We start from the raw sequence: 15,119 nt of genomic DNA on the forward strand, positions 1-15,119 counted from the left end.
GCCCACCAACTCACTAGAAAATCAATCATGAGAATATATGTTTGCTACTCAAAGTATACCATATTTTCATAACCATCTGACAGCATCGAACGAAAGACAAGTCAAATAAAAAACAAGTAAGGACTAACCAGCCTTCTTACTTGTTTTTTCTTGAAAAGATTATGACCGAATTTGTCCAGTACCACGGACAATCGCTTTTGTCGTTGTGAGTGCACGTAGCCCCATTGGTCCACGAGCATGAAGTTTTTGTGTGCTGATTCCTATTTCTGCCCCATAGCCAAACTGCTCACCATCGGTGAACCGAGTCGATGCATTATGGTATAACACCGCTGCATCCACTGCCTGAAAAAACAAACCAACATTTTCAGAATTTTCACTAATAATTGCCTCAGAATGTTTTGTTCCATATTGATCAATATGGTCAATTGCTTCCTTCACATCACTTACCAGTTTTACCGCCAAAATTGGTGCTGAAAATTCTGAGTACCAATCTTCTTCTGTTGCTTGTTTTACAAATGAATAGGCAGAAGCTAATTCTTCATCTCCACGCAAGTCCACCCCATGGTCATGAAGCGAACTTAATAATTCAGATCCAAAAGGCCAATTTTTGTGAATGATTACAGTTTCGGCTGCATTACAAACCGATGGACGGTGCAATTTTGCATTAATTGCGATATCTATTGCCATCGTTTCATTTGCTGTTTCATCAATGAAAACATGACAGTTGCCTACACCCGTCTCCAAAACTGGAACCGTAGCATTTTGGATCACTGATTGAATTAACCCAGCTCCGCCGCGTGGTATGAGAACATCTAGGTATTGATTCAGTTTAAACATTTCTGAAGCTGTTTCACGGCTCGTGTCCTCCAATAGTTGAACGGCATCGACAGGTATAGCCGTTTCTGCAAGTGCCTTGCGCATTAGATGGACAAGTGCCTTATTGGAATGAATGGCGGAAGAGCTCCCTCTTAAAAGAACTGCATTTCCAGCTTTTAAGCAAAGACTTCCCGCATCAACGGTAACATTGGGTCGTGCTTCATACACCATTCCAACCACCCCGAGCGGGACACGGATCATCTCTATTTGTAAACCATTCGGACGGTCCCATGCTTCGATTATTTCACCAATTGGATCCTTCAAATCAATTAACTGGCGAACTCCATCCACGATCTGCTCGATTCTTTCTTCTGTTAACATCAGTCGATCCAACAGCGAAGCGGAAAATCCATTTTCTTTTCCCGCTTCAATATCCTTGGAATTTTCAGTAATTAACCATTCTTTTTCAGTTAATAAATGGTCAGCCATCTTCAATAACGCATTGTTTTTTTCTTCCGCTGACAGCATTCCCAATTGTTTAGCAGCTTTCTTTAATTTACTGGCTTTTTCTAACAACTCACTCATTCCGTTTCACTCCTTTGGTATTGTGACCCAATTGTCACGATGAATGACTTCTGCTTTTTTATTAATGGAATAATCCTTCGATTGTTCACTGGGCAAGCCTTTTACTTTTAGTAAATTCTTAGAAGAATAATAAATTTGGCCTTTCCCGACAATTTTGCCTTTTTGATTCTGGACAACGACCACATCTAAGGCGTTAAACTCACCAATGACATTCGTGACACCCACAGGAAGTAAACTTTTGCCCTGGAACACAACGGCCTTTTCCGCGCCATCATCAATTTCGATCACACCACCGACCTGAGAGTGGTAAGCAATCCATTGCTTTCTCATTTGCATTTGCGTTTGGAATGGTCCGCCTATATACGTTCCATCTCCCTTACCAGTTAAAATATCAGCCAGTTTTTCCTTTCCAGCACCAGTGCCGACGAAAACACTGACACCAAGGGAAAGAGCTTTTTTTGAAGCTAGTAATTTTGATTTCATTCCACCAGTTCCAACAGAAGAACCGCTTTCTCCGGCAACACCGAGGAGTTTTTCAGATATTTCAGGGATAAAATGATATTTTTTTGCCTCTTTCGATGATTTTGGATTGCCATCATATAAACCATTCACATCTGTTAAAATAATCAATGCATTCGCATGTAAAAACCCACTAACGAGCGCTGAGAGCATATCATTGTCACCGAAAGTCAATTCCTCAATCGCAACCGAATCATTTTCATTAATGATCGGTAATACACCTTTTTGAAGTAACTCATGAATGGTATTAAAGAGGTTATGAAACCGAACCTGGCTGTAAAAATCTTCACGAGTTAATAGGATCTGGGCTGGCACTATCGCAAACTCTTTAAATAATTGTATATAATTCTGCATCAACAACCCTTGTCCCACAGCTGCGGCCGCTTGTTTCCCAGCAACTGTCTTTGGACGAGATGGATATCCAAGTGAGCCAAATCCTGCTGCAACTGCTCCGGATGAAATAAGGAGAACTTCATGGCCTTGCTCTTTCAAAAAGGCAAGTGCCTCTACATGGTCTCGTATTTTCTCTTCAGAAATTGTTCCTGAGGCATTTGTGAGTGAGCTGCTCCCAATCTTTACAACCACCAGCTGTTTTTTCATAGCATTCCGAACCTTTCTTTTTATAAAATAAAAAAACGACTCTTCTGTCCTAAAAAAAAGGACGGAAAGTCGTTTCCGCGGTACCACCTTTATTGATGCCATGCACCCACTTAATCCCGTAACGAGGGTGACGGCTTATGTTTGCATAAGCAGCGTGTGAGGGCAGGTTCAGACTTTTTTCCGCGAGAAACCTTTCAGCCAACGGGTTTCACTCTCTATCACGTTCCAAAGATTTACTAATCCCAAACTGTTTTCGATTTATATTTCTTTGATTATCCTTAGAAATTGGATAAAAGTCAATAGAATATTTTAAATTATTGAAAAAAAAGCTAAATAGATTAGCTCTTTTATATGAGTTTTTTATACCATTGCGCTGCTGCCTCAACTTCATCAAAGGTTAATTGATGTCCATTATGCTCCCAATGAAGGTGGACCTTTGCCTGAGCCTGCTCCAACATCTTTTCGAGTTCACCTGATTCCAATGGTGAACAAATAGGATCATTTGTTCCAGCACCAATAAATACGGATGTTCCTGATAAATCAGGCAAAGAAATCCCTCTTAAAGGAACCATTGGATGATGGAGAATTGCTCCTTTTAAGGCATCTTGATACTGGAACAACAAACTGGCAGCAATATTTGCACCATTTGAATACCCAATCGCAATGACATTGTTTCGATCAAAATCATATTTTTTAGCTGCATCTTCTAGAAATTCATATAATTCTTTTGTGCGAAAAATAAGGTCCTCTTCATCAAAAATACCCTCCGCTAATCTTCGGAAAAAACGCGGCATCCCATTTTCAAGGACATTTCCACGCACACTTAGAAAAGATGCCTCCTCATCGATTTTCCCTGCTAAAGGAATCAAATCTAATTCTGTTCCGCCTGTCCCATGCAGCAATAAAAAAGTTGGTTTGCTTGCGTCTTTCCCTTTTTGAAAAATATGTTTCATCGTCGTCCGTCCCCTTCCTCAATTAAAAAGTTTCCTTACAGTTATTGTGAGAAACTTGGTCATTTCCTAATCGTCCTAAAATGTTCGTCCTTTTTAAAATATCTCGAATACGAGATAATAGTAATGCTAAATGATTTTTCCGTCAATTTTTTTGAATCCGGATAAATAATAAAAAAGCACCCACTCGATGCTTACGTAAGTACTTCTTTTAACAAAATGCCAAGTGTGATTCCTAGAAACATCGAGGAAAGTGTTCCCAGCAGAAAATATTCTGCCCAGTCCCTGTCATCCATTTGTTTAAACCGGGCAATCGATTTGGCAGTGACAATAAATCCTATTGCTGGATAGGCACTATAAAACGTTAGCAATAACACTAGTAATCTCTCAATATAGCCGATTAATTTGCCTCGCGAAAGTTCATGCTTACTAAAAATAGTATAATTGTATACCTCAGTTAATCCGTTTTTACCCTTATGTACAATCTCTGCTTCATTTCGTTCATTTTTAAATGTATATTTCCCCTCAAAGGTTAAAAGCTGGCTGGGTAAGTTTCCTAGGAGAATTTTGATCATATGCCCGCTTACACTTGTTGCTAAGATAACAATGATGACTATAAATAGCACAGAATCAATAAAATTCAGGTTAGATTGCTTCTGAAAAAAACGTTCAATTTTAAAATCAAAACACAACTCACATGCTAAAATAATTACTCCTAGATGCAGTAACTGATCTAGAACGAAGAAACCTAACCGCTTCATGTTTTCTTCGTTATTCATTTTTATATTTTCAAGCAGTTTAATCTTTAATAAATCCACCAAAAGATGCGTCAGCACGATAACAATCAAGGGGATTAATAGGTTTTTAAGGACATTCTCAACATTGAACTGGAAAATCCAGAAACTGATAAGGACAAGTGCAGTCATGAAAAAATGGTGAACGATATGCTTTCGTAAATTCTTTCGTTTTTCAATGACCATGTCATCTGTTTGTAAATAAAAATCAGCAATTAAGTGTGCAATAACTAGACAGAAAAATAACATGTTTTCTCCTCTCTCTATGCTGGAATCTAAGAATCAATGAGTGTATTTATTCTTCCCTTCAAATCATTCCGGATGCTTTTGGTTAATTTTTCATTTATCTGTTGTGGATTGTTTGTACATTCAGGGTAGGCCTTTTCCTGTAATGAATGCAGTATACTAATAATTTTTGAAAAAGTATCTAGGATTTCTTCACTATTTCCCTTTTTAAAATGGCTCGATATTGTAGGAGCCGTTCTCCCTAGAAGCTTACCAATCGCCTTTTGCTGATTTAAAATAAGGTAGAGCGAACATACGAGCTCCTGAATTTCCGTTTGACTCCTAATAAATTTGAGCTGCAAATTTAATAACGTATTCATCAGTTTCTCAAATTCATTTCTGAACTGGTGATAGGGTAACGAGTAATTCATATCACTTGGGTAAAACTGGTCCAGTTCAAACTTAAATAGCGTTCTGTGCTTTTCTTGTTTTATTAAATCATTTGCATATCTTGCCTGTTTGACTAATGGATGGATCCATTTTTCAAGATCCACTTCCTTTAACTCTTTTTCAATATCACCAAAAGCCAAGCCAAAATAAGGCATATGATCCTTGTATCTCCATACCCTGCTTACAAAAAATGCAATCGTATAAGCGGTTGAATAACCAGGTCCAACAAAAATAATTTCATCTCCAGCACGATGCTTTATTTTGGTAGGACCAATATTCTTTGTCCAACAAGTGATCCTGTCGACTAACTCATCCAAATATACAGTGAGTTCCTCCCCCATTTTTTCTGATGAGGAATTACTAACATCCAGAATAAAAATAGATATAGGATAATTCATTTTTTATCCCCTTTAACCAAATTAATTAGATTATATAATCTAATTTTAATTAAATTAGGTTATTATGTCAAACTATAGACAAATTAGTTCATTTAGTGAAATTATCATTCTGGTTATTTAACAGTGGAGGGACACCCCTCCACTCAAACTTATAATACAACTACTCCCGAGCCTGAAACTGTCCCATAAAATACTCACATACCTTCTCTGAATTGAGTCTGGCTGCAATATAAGGCGGTTGTACTCCTTTTGCCGCCTCCACCGGTAAACCTAACCACAAAAGCTGCTCATCAATCATGATAAATGGAAACGACTGGCTTTCGTTCAGCAATTGATTTGGTTGCAACTCCGTCCAAGGCTCTCCTGAATAGACAGTTAATTTTACAGAATCGCTCCTATTTTTCAGCTTATCCTTCCATTGTGCGGAAAGAAATGTTTGTTCTGGTAAAGAAATAATGATCGATGATCTAGCAGAATCAATGTCTCTGAATACTTTCTCTAACTTAAGTGCATGGATCCATTGCAATCTGGGGTGCTGATCCTTTATCCATTTTCCAATATCTTTTGTCCCGATAGTTTGCTGATTTCTTTCTTGATGTTCTACAAGCTGACGTATTGTTTTACGATTATAGACATGCTTCCGGATAAAGGATTGATTGCTGACATGAATGAACTTTCCCTTCGTTCTTGTGATCGCAACATTGATCAACCTTTCACTATCCTTGCCAGTTAGAAGCATCCCAGCCCGTGTTTGTGGCTCACTGTCAACGGTGTCAAAAACCATGACATCACGCTCACTGCCTTGGAATCTGTGTACGGTCGCAGCAATAATATCGGCCGCTAAGAGTTCTTGTTCATATAAATCTGTTAGAATCAGCTCCATTAAATTGGCTTGAGCGCGGTATGGTGTGACATATCCAATCGATCTTGACCCAGCCTGGTAGGATTCATGGATTAATTGAAAAGACAATAATACCTGCCACAAATTCAACCGTGAATTTGACCCCTTTTCTGTCATGCAATGTGCCCCAAGATGACTTGTATCAAGAAGTACCGCTGCCATTCCTGGAAAAGGCGCAAGGTCGACGATTCTTGTTCTACTTTTTAGAACACTTTCATGATCCCCCACAAGCGAATGATAAATGGTCTGATTCGTAAACGCAGAAATATCCGGGTGCATTCTCCGTTGCTCTTTTAATAAAAATAAGTGCGAATGAAGCATCCCATCCTTTACCCAATCGACAACGCCTGCCCGATGGAAGATGTCCTCTTTTAGCCACATCGTGACTAACGGATCTCGAGAGGAGGCAATTGGGGGTAATTGTTTAAAATCGCCACAAATAATGACACGCTTTCCGAGTGAAGCAGCGAATGCCGCCTGAGGAACATAAGCCATGCTTGCCTCATCAAGGATTACAATCTCAAATTCTTTTTCATAGATGGCTGCATCACCCGCTGCCTTAGCCAATGTTGTCCCGACAATAAACGCATCCTTGATAAATTCAAGTTCCTTATGGCGAATCTTTTCGAGGACCCTGGCAATCTTGGTCTCAAGCTCTAGCAATTGATTTGTGTCTCTTTTGCTAAAAGAACGGGCGATATCCTGTTTTAATTTCCGTCTTTCCTCTATTAAAGTTTCTTTATCTTCCGCAAGCTGAGGATCCTCTTTCAAAAGGAGTTGACTTGTTGTAACCGCTTCATGATTGGCGAGTTGCTCTCCTGTATTGAAACCATAGCGGAGCACATCCCCTTCTTGGAAACGTCCCTTTTTATTAATAAAGTTCGAAATCTCACTAATTAGAACATCAACTGCTTGGTTACTGTGTGATAAAATCAACACTTTTTTTTCCTGAAAATACTTATTAGCAGCTACACGAGCCAAGGTGTAGGTTTTACCTGTTCCAGGTGGGCCCCAAACGAAGGTAACGGGGTTGTATTTGGAACGTAAAACTAACTCATGAACATTGCTTTTACTTTTTTCCATCGGATGCTTAGCAGGCATCGAAGGGTCCATCAACCGTTTCACTCTGATTCGTTTTTGCTTATTTTTTTTCATCTCATCGAGACGTTCAATGAGCTGTTCTAGGAGCTCCCAAGGATCGTGAAAAAGCTGCGCTTCATGGATTAAATCTCCGAAAGATTGCTCCAGGGAGAGCATCACGCCTTTACCTTCTGAAGAAAGGACTCGTCCACTCAGTTTCATACTTCCCCATTCAAGTCGAACCTGAGACCCAATCGGTATACGGATAGAAATAGCGGTATCAAAGTAGTATGTATAGGAACCTTCCGTTGAAAGCAACCTGCCATTTGAAACTTGAAATTTATTACTGCCAAATTTTTTTAAATGGAATATTTCATTTTGAAGTGCCTGCTGCCACTCTTTAATAAAATTTATCACTTTCATAAAAATAATCCCTTCTATATGCATATTCCCTACATATCTTTAATAAAAAAGAGCATTGTGCTGATAACCGAATATTATACATCAAATATATATGGAGGGATATTTCTAATGAATAATTTTGATTTCCTAGAAATAAGCCGGAATTTTAAGAGTTATTATCAAACCCTACGGGATGTCCATTATTATCTAACTAATGATTCTGATTTAAGCGAAGAGGAATTGCAAGCTGTTTCTAAGGTAGTGAGTAAATTAATTTATGGATTTATTCGTATTAAAGGGACATCTTTTAGAGAAATGGACAGCGAACAGTTCGAACAAGAATTTAATCTATTTCATCAGGATTTTCTAAAAGTCATCCAAACTAGCGGTGAAAATAATGTGGACTTTGATCAATTCACTGCTCTAATTGATGAAATAATTGGAATTGCTGTTATGAGGACAAATGCACTTGGAAAAATTATAAAAGTAAAACAACAATCTTTAGTCGAAGATGACGAAATGGATGAAGTAACTGAGGATGAAGCGGAATTAAGTAATGATAATGAGGACAATGTTGCTGATGAAGAAGTGGTGGTTGAGGTGATCGAAGTAATTGATGAAATTAAAGAGGAAATACCTGAAGTTAGAACTATTAGTTCTGAATTAAAAACTTTTAATACTGAATTAAAAAGTTTTAGTACTGATGATGAAACTCTAAGTCCTGAGGTTGAAACACTAAGTACGGAGGTTAAAACTTTTAGTACTGCTCTAGAAAATTTGAGTACTAACGTTGAAGGTGTCCAAGATAAAACTGGAAATGCTAAGAACAAAAAGCCGCAACAGGATATTGAAGTGGTAGTAGCTGATGTAGTTAAGGAGGTTAAAGTGGCGCCTGTTGTGATGCCTAAAAAAGTGAAAAATAATTTTGTGGATGCTGCCCCAGTTGTTAATACCTTTACCGATTATGAAAGTAGTGACGATTTCCGGTTTCGACCTAGAAGGAGAAAAAATAGATAAACTCTGAAAAAAAGAACCCATGAAATTTGAACTGCCCCCCGTCAAGTAGACAGTGGAAATAATAAAAATGCACTAAGCGGCTTTAGCTCTATATTCCATTGGGCTAAGGCCGTTTAGTCGTTTTTGATATCTTTCATAATTATAAAATTTAATGTAATCGTCTATCGCAATAGAAAGTTCTTCGAATGTCTCATACTTATGTAAATAATACTTTTCACATTTAAGTGTTCCCCAAAAAGATTCCATTGGCCCGTTATCAATACATCTACCCACCCGCGACATACTATGCGTCATCTCTTCGGCATCTAACTTCCGTTTAAATCCATGAGAGGTGTATTGATACCCTCGATCACTATGAATAAGTGGTTTGTCTCCATCTAAATGGGTTATTGCTTGGTCTAGCGTCTTAAAGACAAGGTTATTATTATTTGAATGTCCTAAAACATAGCTAACAATCGACCCATCATATAGATCACGAATCGCACTTAAATAAGCCTTTTTTGATTGGCTATACTTAAATTCGGTGACATCCGTAACCCATTTTTCATTCGGTTTTTCCGCTGTGAACTCACGATTGAGCACATTTTCTGAAACGTGTTGGGGAGTTGAGGGCTTATAACGTTTCTTCTTTTTCCGAATGACGCTTTCAAGGCCAGATATCTTCATTAGTCTATAAATTCGCTTATGATTGAGGTCTTCCTCGAATTTTCGATTCATATTTAAAGTCATTTGACGGTATCCATAGATTCCATCAACTTTCTCATGAAGAGCCTTCATTTCCTTTATAATTTCTTCATTTCGAAGCTCACGAATAGAAGGTGTGCGATTTAGCCACTTATAATAAGCAGATCGTGCAATGTCTCGGCTGCTTTTTGATAATCTTTACCGTTCTCCAAGCAATAATAAACAATTTGTTTCCGTTCATCTAAAGTGGTTTTTCTTCCTTTAGTCATAGAGCTCGTCCTTCCGTGTGACGTATCCTTTAATTCACTATGACTATTATACTTGTTAATCCATTTCCTGAGGACCGATAAATCCGATATTTCATACCTTCTTGTAATCTCTCGTAAAGAATATTTACCAGAAAGGTAATCCCTTATGGCGGATAGTTTTAGTTCCTTAGAATATCTTTTCCAAGTGGAAGACTCCTTTAGACCGTCCGTCCCATACTTATCAAATTTATGTTTCCATTCCAAAATAGAGGAGTGGTGTACTTTATAAATTGATGCGACTTCGTTTATCGAATATTGATTATCCTCCAACGCTTTCAATATCTCGAATTTTTCTTCTACAGAATAGGACCTTTTAGACATAATAAATACTCCCCAATAAGTAGCCAGATTTTTTATTTTTTAATCTGTCTACCTATTGGGGAGCATATCAATTTACATTTGTAAATACATGGGTTCTTTTTTATTTTTATCTAATTTTCTGAAGTGACTCCGTAAGTGTTTTGATCAGGAAGGTTAAATCTACCTGCTTAATCGTTAATGGCGGTGCCAATGTTAATACATTGTTATATCCCGCTACTGTTGCTCCATTTTTTCCGATGATAATTCCTTCCTGCTTACAACTGGCGATAACCTGATTGACAAGGTCATTCTCCAATGGTTCCTTGGTCCGCTTATCCTTTACTAATTCAATTCCGATCAATAACCCTTTTCCACGGACATCGCCAACATGGGGATGATCTTGTAAAAGATTCTTCAAATCATTTAAGAGTTGCTCCCCTAAATCACGGGAACGATCAAATAATTTTTCATTTTCCATAATTTCAAGGTTTTTTAAGGCGAGTGCACAAGCAGCTGGATTTCCTCCAAACGTATTGACATGGCGGAAGTAATCATACTCCTCAGTGCCTTTAAATGCTTCATAAATATCTCTACGGACAGCTGTAGCGGAAAGGGGCAGGTACGCACTGGTAATCCCTTTTGCCATCGTTATGATGTCTGGCTTCACGCCATAGTTCATATACCCGAATGGCTTTCCAGTACGGCCGAAGCCACAAATAACCTCATCGACGATGAGCAGTGCCCCGTGTTTTTCACATACCTCTTTTGCCGCTTTCATATAGCCATCGGGCGGAATGAGGACACCACCTCCGGTAATAATCGGTTCCATAATCATTGCTGCGATTGTTTCACTCAACTCCCATGTCATGGTCCGGTCTACTTCTTTGACGGAAGACAATTCCTTCGGATCTCCTACATTCGTATCATCCCTGTAGGAATCCGGTGGTGAAACATGAATAAAACCTGGTGCAAGCGGTTCGTACTTGTATTTTCTTTGCGCTTGCCCGGTGGCAGCCAAGGCCCCCATAGAATTCCCGTGATACGCTCGATAGCGGGAGACAATTTTGTAACGATTATGTTCACCCTTTTGCTGATGGTACTGTCTTACTATTTTAAAGGCGGTTTCGTTTGCCTCAGAGCCGCTGTTTGAGAAAAAGATGACATATTCATCACCTAACATCTGATTCAGCTTTTTTGCTAGTTTAATTGCTGGAACATGGCTTTGTGAAAGTGGAAAATAGGCCATTTCCTTCAGTTGTTCATAGGCCGCTTCGGCAAGCTCGGTCCTGCCATAACCGACGTTCACACACCAAAGGCCTGCCATCGCATCTAAGTAACGTTTCCCGTCTGAATCAGTCACCCATGACCCTTCCGCCTTGGCTGCAACGATTGTGGCTTTAGGGTTATAAGGCTTCATTGAGTGCCATACATATTTATCATCCTGTTCCAATAAAGTTTCCTGAGGACGACTTGTTTGAACCATCGCGCTTCCCTCCATTTCAAAATATTGGTGCCTGACACCAAAAGTAATCTTGCCACTAACTTAACCGTCAAAACGAGAGGTAATCATTTTTTTGCGCGTATAGAAATTTAAACCGTCTTTCCCGTTTACATGCATGTCACCATAGAAGGAATCCTTCCAGCCCGAAAATGGGAAGAATGCCATTGTTGCCGGTACGCCAACATTAATGCCAAGCATACCTGCTTCTGCTTCTTCACGGAATTGACGGATCGCTTTCGCATTGTTCGTATAGATGGTTGCGCCGTTGCCATACCTGGACTTTCGAATATATTCCAACCCTTCGTCTAAATCATTGGCACGTAGGAGACTTAATACCGGGGCAAAGAGTTCCTCCTTGGCAATTGTCATTTCAGGTGTGACGTGATCAAAAATAGTAGGTCCCAAGAAATTTCCTTCTGGGAGCTCATCCATTTCTCTACGTCCATCCCTAATTAAATCAGCGCCTTCCGCAAGCCCTTTTTCAATATAGCCAAGTACTTTTTCACGGTGTTCCCTTCGGATAATCGGTGTTAATAACACTTCTTCATCCATTCCGTTTCCAATGATTAGTTCATCTGCCTTTTTCTTTAATGCGGCTACAAACGGCTCATTATCACCGACAACAACAACTGCACTGCAGGCCATACAACGTTGTCCCGCACTTCCAAACGTAGAAGTTATCACATGTTGGACAGCCTTATCCATATCTGCATCAGGCATGACAATATGATGATTTTTAGCTCCAGATAGGGCTTGAACTCTCTTTCCTTCTGCAGCAGCTCGTTGATAAACATACTTTGCAACAGGTTGTGAGCCAACAAATGAAATGGCCGCGATGTCCTTATGCTCGAGTATACCATTGACAACATCATGAGCACCGTGGACCACATTTAACACGCCTTTTGGTGCACCAGCTTCCATGAACAACTCTGCTAATCTATTAGCTAATATTGGTGTGCGTTCTGATGGCTTTAGCACAAACGTATTACCACAAGCGATCGCTAGCGGGAACATCCATAGCGGGACCATCATCGGGAAGTTAAAGGGTGTAATCCCGCCGATAATCCCTACAGGGTATCGGAACATTTCGGAATCAATATCTTCTGCAATACCTGATAACGTTTCTCCCATCATTAACGTTGGAGCACCTGATGCAAATTCAACACACTCAATCCCGCGCTGGACCTCACCGTAAGCTTCTTTGTATGCCTTTCCATTTTCTAGCACAATTAATCTTGCTAATTCTTTATGGTTTTCAGTTAACAGATGGTGGTATTTAAAAAGAATTCTGGCTCTTTTTGGAACCGGGACATTTTTCCACTCCTTAAAAGCAGCCTTAGCCGCTGCCACCGCTAGATTTACATCCTCTTTCGTTGACACAGGTACCTTTGTTAACAGCTCATTCGTAGCAGGATTGGGTACATCTAGTGTTTGGACGCTGTTCGAGTTCACCCATTCACCGTTAATGAAATTCTTTAAAATGGCCGTATCTTTTTTTGTTACACTCATATATATAACCTCCTAATTTTTTTATAAATAGTGTTTTGAATTTTCTACCTTGATAGCCTTATAATCTCATTATCTCGTATCTAAACCATGCTTTCATTAGACAAAATGTTAATTGAGGCGAACCAATTCTTTGACGATTTGAATAGTAATTGGACATTTATTCTGTTTTTCTGAAACTGGTATTGCTTGTATTTTGTTGGGAAGCTGATAAGTAATCTTGGACAAGAAGCATGAATTCGATAGCTACTCGTTTTTCATGATCCATAAAGTCTTCTCCCAGAATGTTTTCAAGCTTTTGCAGGCGATGGTACAGTGTTTGCCTGACAATAAATAGCTTACTTGCGGCTTCTTGTTTTGATCCATTACATTCTAAATAGACCTTTAATGTCTCTAGCAGCTTGCCATTATATTTTTGATCATATTGAATAACAGGCTGTAAATACTCTGCTGCAATCTCTTTTAGGTTAACGTGTTTACTCATTTGTGAAATAAGACGATATAAATGCAGATCCTCATAAAAATAATAAGTCGCTTTATTGGTCATCTTTTGCTGTATTCGCTGAGTTTCCTTCGCTGTGAGATAACTTCTATGTACTTCATTTAAATTTCCAATAAAATTTCCTACCGCAATCAAGATTTTTGCTGAGCACTGTTTTCTAATGAACTCTGATTCTGTAATGGCTTCAATTGCCTTCTTAATCCGTTCCTTTGCATTCTTTTTCGTCCGATTATTTACAAGAATGAATGTAAGTTCATTCCTTTTTTCAACAGGAAACACAGTGAAGCCATTCTGTTCAAATACCGAGCGAAATAATAACTTTAAATAGGTAACATCTTGGGTTATTTTTTCTTTTAGAGGAATAAGCTTTGTGATTAAGACCACTGCTTCATTCGTTTTTGTTTTAATCCCGTTCAGTGTAAAATATTCACTAATGCTTTCGAGTGAATGTTCACCCTCAAGCCAGCCGTAAAGCCACTCAAACTCCTCGACGCGCTTTTTTTCTTCGACATACATTTCCCTTAATAAATGCTGGGCCAGTGCTGTTGCGGTACGATCCAAAATCAAAAAATCGTATTCACTTATAGGGATATCCTCTGAATAAATAAATAACTCTGCATATTCTTGACCAAATAAAAATATAGGGGCAGACGCTATATGATCACATGGGTGTAATTCGGTCTCTTCAAGCTGGGTCATTAGTTTTTTTTGTTCTGCTTGACTAATTTCCGGGACAAATTCATAGTCCAGATTCTTTAAGCGGAAAATAATTTGTAAATCCAATGCAGAAAAAATGCATTGAAGAATATCACCATAACTCTCCATCGTTAGAAGTCGTTTATTTAAGCTTTGCGAGTAATGCTCTAAATCTGAAATCTTCTGGTATTGCTGGTTAATAATGATTGAGTGGATGTCTTGAGTAATTTTCACAAACGGAACTTCCTGTGTAAAAATAATAATCGGAAATTGATGTTCATTAGCAATATCTATGACTTCCTCTGGGATGGCTGTCATGTATGTCCCCATTTCAATACATAAACCAGCTGCATTGTTTTCAAGAAATTCCATTACCATCGAAACAAATAAATCGGTATTATCTTTCCAGGCAACACCTGTTGCTAGAATAAGTTCATCTCCATTAAGAAGATTTCGAATACTAGTGACCTCGACGATATGAACCCATTTAACGAATCGATGAATACCGTCTTTCCCAGCGATAACGCATGCATTTTCAAAATGCTTTCGATTTAAAATATCTGCCACCGTTAATTGAAAATGTTCTTTCATCATTTGGCTCTCCTCGCAAAAGTGAAAACAGAATAATAGGTGAAAAAGGATTGGTCCTGCAACCAATCCTTTCACTATATATCTAGAGTATTATCGGGAAGTATACTTTTATTTTACTAAGCATTGACTCAAATTCATTACGATCTAGAAAGTCTTCAGACTGCCAATTTTCCATGATCCAGGCCACTAATTCTTTAGGAGAGTTGAAGTACTCACCGCTAGAATCAGATTTTCGTATCGTATAACGTCCATTGTCTTCATCTATTGTGACTACACAAGGGTACGCATTATCCT

General features: G+C 38.7%; 10 protein-coding genes and 1 pseudogene. 1 reads left to right on the forward strand and 10 read right to left on the reverse strand.

Annotated elements, in window-relative coordinates; translation table 11 throughout:
* Window positions 1-159: 159 nt before the first annotated feature.
* The 6 genes from J7E66_RS23760 to J7E66_RS23785 form a co-directional block, all read right to left on the reverse strand.
* A complete protein-coding gene (locus tag J7E66_RS23760) occupies window positions 160-1,401 on the reverse strand; it encodes a glutamate-5-semialdehyde dehydrogenase (RefSeq protein ID WP_215004387.1) in 1,242 nt (413 codons plus the stop codon).
* A gap of 6 nt (window positions 1,402-1,407) precedes the next feature.
* Entirely contained in the window at window positions 1,408-2,520 is a 1,113-nt protein-coding gene (proB, locus tag J7E66_RS23765) for a glutamate 5-kinase (protein ID WP_215004390.1), read from the reverse strand.
* Window positions 2,521-2,867: 347 nt separating this feature from the next.
* The gene (locus tag J7E66_RS23770) at window positions 2,868-3,473 is read right to left on the reverse strand and encodes an alpha/beta hydrolase (protein WP_215004392.1); all 606 of its coding nucleotides are present in this window, start codon (window positions 3,471-3,473) and stop codon (window positions 2,868-2,870) included.
* Window positions 3,474-3,664: 191 nt separating this feature from the next.
* Entirely contained in the window at window positions 3,665-4,513 is an 849-nt protein-coding gene (locus J7E66_RS23775; RefSeq protein WP_215004394.1) for a DUF3307 domain-containing protein, read from the reverse strand.
* A gap of 26 nt (window positions 4,514-4,539) precedes the next feature.
* On the reverse strand, window positions 4,540-5,337 hold the full coding sequence (locus J7E66_RS23780; RefSeq protein ID WP_215004396.1) for a hypothetical protein: 798 nt from the start codon (window positions 5,335-5,337) through the stop codon (window positions 4,540-4,542).
* 160 nt (window positions 5,338-5,497) lie between these two features.
* Window positions 5,498-7,741, reverse strand: a complete 2,244-nt coding sequence (locus J7E66_RS23785) for an AAA domain-containing protein (RefSeq protein ID WP_215004398.1) — start codon at window positions 7,739-7,741, stop codon at window positions 5,498-5,500.
* Between the two features lie 108 nt (window positions 7,742-7,849).
* Between J7E66_RS23785 and J7E66_RS23790 the strand changes: the two genes are divergently transcribed.
* Window positions 7,850-8,737 carry a hypothetical protein gene (locus J7E66_RS23790; RefSeq protein ID WP_215004399.1) on the forward strand — a complete coding sequence of 296 codons (888 nt, stop codon included), beginning with the start codon at window positions 7,850-7,852 and terminating at the stop codon, window positions 8,735-8,737.
* 72 nt (window positions 8,738-8,809) lie between these two features.
* On the opposite strand, the pseudogene J7E66_RS23795 reads toward J7E66_RS23790, so the two are convergent.
* The 4 genes and pseudogenes from J7E66_RS23795 to J7E66_RS23810 all read right to left on the reverse strand — a co-directional run bounded on the left by J7E66_RS23795 (window position 8,810) and on the right by J7E66_RS23810 (window position 14,825).
* Window positions 8,810-10,050, reverse strand: a pseudogene (locus tag J7E66_RS23795) (IS3 family transposase).
* A 106-nt stretch (window positions 10,051-10,156) separates the two neighbouring features.
* A complete protein-coding gene (locus tag J7E66_RS23800) occupies window positions 10,157-11,512 on the reverse strand; it encodes an aspartate aminotransferase family protein (protein ID WP_215004401.1) in 1,356 nt (451 codons plus the stop codon).
* Between the two features lie 60 nt (window positions 11,513-11,572).
* Window positions 11,573-13,039 carry a CoA-acylating methylmalonate-semialdehyde dehydrogenase gene (locus tag J7E66_RS23805; RefSeq protein WP_215004403.1) on the reverse strand — a complete coding sequence of 489 codons (1,467 nt, stop codon included), beginning with the start codon at window positions 13,037-13,039 and terminating at the stop codon, window positions 11,573-11,575.
* A gap of 157 nt (window positions 13,040-13,196) precedes the next feature.
* The gene (locus J7E66_RS23810; RefSeq protein WP_215004451.1) at window positions 13,197-14,825 is read right to left on the reverse strand and encodes a PucR family transcriptional regulator; all 1,629 of its coding nucleotides are present in this window, start codon (window positions 14,823-14,825) and stop codon (window positions 13,197-13,199) included.
* Between the last annotated feature and the right edge of the window lie 294 nt (window positions 14,826-15,119).

It is taken from the genome of Bacillus sp. ISL-7, assembly GCF_018613065.1.

Coding starts and splice junctions, on each gene's coding strand:
- J7E66_RS23775 (WP_215004394.1), bottom strand. CDS start 4,513: ATGTTATTTTTCTGTCTAGTTATTGCACACTTAATTGCTGATTTTTAT.
- J7E66_RS23790 (WP_215004399.1), top strand. CDS start 7,850: ATGAATAATTTTGATTTCCTAGAAATAAGCCGGAATTTTAAGAGTTAT.
- J7E66_RS23810 (WP_215004451.1), bottom strand. CDS start 14,825: ATGAAAGAACATTTTCAATTAACGGTGGCAGATATTTTAAATCGAAAG.
- proB (WP_215004390.1), bottom strand. CDS start 2,520: ATGAAAAAACAGCTGGTGGTTGTAAAGATTGGGAGCAGCTCACTCACA.
- J7E66_RS23780 (WP_215004396.1), bottom strand. CDS start 5,337: ATGAATTATCCTATATCTATTTTTATTCTGGATGTTAGTAATTCCTCA.
- J7E66_RS23770 (WP_215004392.1), bottom strand. CDS start 3,473: ATGAAACATATTTTTCAAAAAGGGAAAGACGCAAGCAAACCAACTTTT.
- J7E66_RS23800 (WP_215004401.1), bottom strand. CDS start 11,512: ATGGTTCAAACAAGTCGTCCTCAGGAAACTTTATTGGAACAGGATGAT.
- J7E66_RS23785 (WP_215004398.1), bottom strand. CDS start 7,741: ATGAAAGTGATAAATTTTATTAAAGAGTGGCAGCAGGCACTTCAAAAT.
- J7E66_RS23805 (WP_215004403.1), bottom strand. CDS start 13,039: ATGAGTGTAACAAAAAAAGATACGGCCATTTTAAAGAATTTCATTAAC.
- J7E66_RS23760 (WP_215004387.1), bottom strand. CDS start 1,401: ATGAGTGAGTTGTTAGAAAAAGCCAGTAAATTAAAGAAAGCTGCTAAA.